A 3,011-nucleotide genomic window follows, 5' to 3' on the forward strand; every position below is an offset into this window, starting at 1 on the left:
AAAGTCCGACCCCACGCCGCCGGGTCAGGCCGCGAAGCCATGCCCAAAAACGCCGGTTCCGAGATCCCCAAACATTTTCCGGGAAAAACCCGAAAAGGACTTGCGAAAAAGATAGGGGCACCCCCCCACCATCGACTGGTACAGCGAAACCGGCGAGCTTTTGGTGTTGGACACCACGACCATCGAGCTTCGAGAACAACAACCTCAAGCTGTTCACCATGATGATGCGCCACTCAACAAAACGGGCCTCGATCACCAGCGCGTACCTCGTTCCTGACGAGTCGATCCCGTTGGCAATCCTCAGCACCGCCGCCCGAGGGGTTCTGGTGGAGCTGTTCGTCTCGGAAATCGGGGACCCGGCCATCGCCTATCACGCGCAGCGCTCATACCACGAGCCGTGATGGCGCGCTGGCGTGCGTATTTACGTGTACCGGGCGCCGAAGGTGCTTCATGCCAAACATTTCTTCATTGACGATGAAGTGGCTATCATCGGTACCTCCAACATGGACATGCGCCCATTCTCGCTGAATAGTGGAGATCTCGGGGTTGCTACACGGTTCGGAGCTGCTGTCCACGCTGATGGCGGTCCAGGACGGATACCGGGAAAAATCCCGTGAGGTGCCGCTGGACCAAAGGCTTGCCAGACCTCCGCGCGAGCGCGCTGGACAACCTCGCCCGACTGACATCGATGTTGCAGTAAAGCAATGTAACAGAGACGTTGAACAGTGATCAAGACTTTTGAACACTGTTCAAGTAGTATGTTTCTGTGCCCTTGCGGTGCCGTGACACCATCCCCGTACATCTGAGAAACGTCAGGAAAAACCCATGACCATGCCCTCCCAGCACCTCGACGCACGACCCGCAGCCCGCATCGGCGCCCGTGACCTCGCGCTGGTCTCCGTCTTTGCAGCGCTCATTGCCGTACTTACCCTCGTCCCGGCGGTGCCCGTAGGGGCACTGGGTGTTCCGATCACGTTGCAGACCATGGGCGTTGCACTCACGGCACTGATCCTGGGCTCGCTGCGCGGTGGCTCCGCGACCGCACTGTACCTGCTTGTCGGGTTGGCGGGGGTCCCGATTTTCGCGAAGTTCTCCGGCGGACTCGGCGCACTGGCCGCACCCAGCGCCGGTTACCTCATCGCATTCCCGATTGCTGCCCTGGTCACCGGCGCACTGGCAACATTGGTACTGCGCAAGAAATCCCGCGTGCGTTTCGGCTGGCTGTTCTTGGCCGCCATGGGCGGGTCGATCCTCGTGATCCACCCGCTGGGTATCCTGGGCATGTCCATCAACGCGCAGATCCCTCTGGGCCAGGCGTTCATCCTTGACATGGCCTACTGGCCCGGGGACGTGGTGAAGAACCTGCTGGCCGCCACCATCGCCGTCAGCGTCTTCAAGGCATTCCCAAACTTTGCCCGTCGCAGGTTCCAGTCCTAGTCCACGGGCTGCGTCACGGCAATTCGTCCCACACCGGAAGCAGGGAATACCGTTAAGCGTGATCCGATTCAATAATGCGGGGCTGTTGCTCCCCGCAGACGACCCTACCCAGGGCGGGCGGACAGTCCTTGCGCCCTGCCGCGTGGACCTTGCCGAGTCCCGCATTGCCGTCATCGGCGCCAACGGGTCAGGGAAGTCCACACTGTTGCGCATGGTCAACGGGCTTGTGAGCCCCTCGACCGGCTCGGTCACCGTCCATGGCTTCGACACCGTTGCCCAAGCCAAGGCGGTGCGCCGGCGCGTCGGCTTCCTGTTTACCGACCCGCTTTCCCAGCTGGTGATGCCCATCGTTTCGGAGGATGTGGAACTCTCGCTCAAGGCCAGCCACAAGGACCGGACCGCACGCAGCGCGGCCGCCCTGGCTGCCCTTGCCGAACTGGGCCTGGAGCATCTGGCGCAGCGCAGCATCTACGATCTCTCCGGCGGCGAGCGGCAGCTGGTGGCGCTGTGCAGCGTGCTGGCCGCCGGCCAGGACATCTTGGTCGCCGACGAGCCCACGACTCTGCTGGACCTGGCCAACGACGAACTGCTCCAGAGAACGCTGGGCAAACTACGGCAACAGGTCATTTATGCGACCCACGACCTGGACTTCGCCGCAACCGCCGATCGGGCACTGTTGGTCGAAGGCGGTCGGATCGTCTTTGACGGGCACGCCTCCGAGGCTGTTGCCGCTTACCGGTGGATGGTCCGACACGGAAGCATGTCCGCATGAGCGCCTCGCATCAAATGCTGCTGGGACACTACCTGCCGGGAAACAGCATCGTGCACCGCACATCGCTGGCCGCCAAGTACCTAGTTGTCCTGTTGGTGGGGGCGGCCGTACTGGTATGGCGGATCCCCGCGGTCGGACTCGGCACCCTGGCGCTTGGCGTGGGGCTGTTCATCCTGGCCGGGCCGCGGGTACTGCGTGCCTGGGTTGCTCCGCTTCGCCAGCTCTGGTGGGTCTTCGCGATCCTGGGCATCTACCAATCGATCCTCAACTCCCCGCTCTTCGCCCTGACCTTGGTCAGCGGGATGCTCGCGGTCATCCAGTGCGGACGCCTGGTCCTGCTGACCACCACCCAGGCTGCACTGCTTGACGGGCTCGAACGCGCCGCTTCGCCGGTACGCCTTCTGGGCGCAAACCCCGCCACCATCGCCTTGGCAGTGGCCCTGATGCTTCGCAGCATCCCGGCGATCGCCACCTCGGTGCAGGAACTCTCCGACGCAGCCAAGGCGCGTGGCATCACGCGCTACCCCACCACGTTGGCCGCCCCGGTGGTCATCAACACGGTCGGCTACGCACAACGCACCGCCGACGCCCTAGCTGCGCGGGGCATCATGGAACGCAACTAATTCCTGCTTCCACACCACCGGAACCGTGCCTGCGCCAGTATCCTGTCGATCATGTCAATGGCAGTTTGAAATTGCCCATCGGCGGCCAACGAAAATGACCAGTGGCGGCAGCCCCTTGACCACCAGCGGCAATACGAATTGACCACTGGCGGCAACGGAATTGACCAGCCGAACGGGAC

The 3,011-nt window shown here is 62.9% G+C and carries 5 protein-coding genes; all 5 read left to right on the forward strand.

Annotated elements, in window-relative coordinates:
- The first annotated feature begins 218 nt into the window (after positions 1 to 218).
- The 5 genes from ABEA12_RS15145 to ABEA12_RS15165 all read left to right on the forward strand — a co-directional run bounded on the left by ABEA12_RS15145 (position 219) and on the right by ABEA12_RS15165 (position 2,832).
- The gene (locus ABEA12_RS15145; protein WP_345468832.1) at positions 219 to 401 is read left to right on the forward strand and encodes a phospholipase D-like domain-containing protein; all 183 of its coding nucleotides are present in this window, start codon (positions 219 to 221) and stop codon (positions 399 to 401) included.
- Between the two features lie 42 nt (positions 402 to 443).
- Positions 444 to 617: a hypothetical protein gene (locus ABEA12_RS15150; RefSeq protein ID WP_345468835.1), complete on the forward strand. Its 174-nt coding sequence runs from the start codon at positions 444 to 446 to the stop codon at positions 615 to 617.
- Between the two features lie 208 nt (positions 618 to 825).
- On the forward strand, positions 826 to 1,437 hold the full coding sequence (locus tag ABEA12_RS15155; protein WP_210101005.1) for a biotin transporter BioY: 612 nt from the start codon (positions 826 to 828) through the stop codon (positions 1,435 to 1,437).
- 58 nt (positions 1,438 to 1,495) lie between these two features.
- Positions 1,496 to 2,209, forward strand: coding sequence for an energy-coupling factor ABC transporter ATP-binding protein (locus ABEA12_RS15160; RefSeq protein ID WP_210101006.1), 714 nt, complete (start codon positions 1,496 to 1,498; stop codon positions 2,207 to 2,209).
- A complete protein-coding gene (locus tag ABEA12_RS15165; RefSeq protein ID WP_210101007.1) occupies positions 2,206 to 2,832 on the forward strand; it encodes an energy-coupling factor transporter transmembrane component T family protein in 627 nt (208 codons plus the stop codon). Before ABEA12_RS15160 ends, ABEA12_RS15165 begins: the two co-directional genes overlap by 4 nt.
- The last annotated feature ends 179 nt before the right edge of the window (positions 2,833 to 3,011 follow it).

It is taken from the genome of Paeniglutamicibacter antarcticus, assembly GCF_039544305.1.
GTDB lineage: Bacteria > Actinomycetota > Actinomycetes > Actinomycetales > Micrococcaceae > Paeniglutamicibacter > Paeniglutamicibacter antarcticus_C.

Bases quoted from the DNA above. Each gene is read 5' to 3' on its own strand.
- ABEA12_RS15155 (WP_210101005.1), top strand. From the start codon at position 826: ATGACCATGCCCTCCCAGCACCTCGACGCACGACCCGCAGCCCGCATC.
- ABEA12_RS15145 (WP_345468832.1), top strand. From the start codon at position 219: ATGATGATGCGCCACTCAACAAAACGGGCCTCGATCACCAGCGCGTAC.
- ABEA12_RS15165 (WP_210101007.1), top strand. From the start codon at position 2,206: ATGAGCGCCTCGCATCAAATGCTGCTGGGACACTACCTGCCGGGAAAC.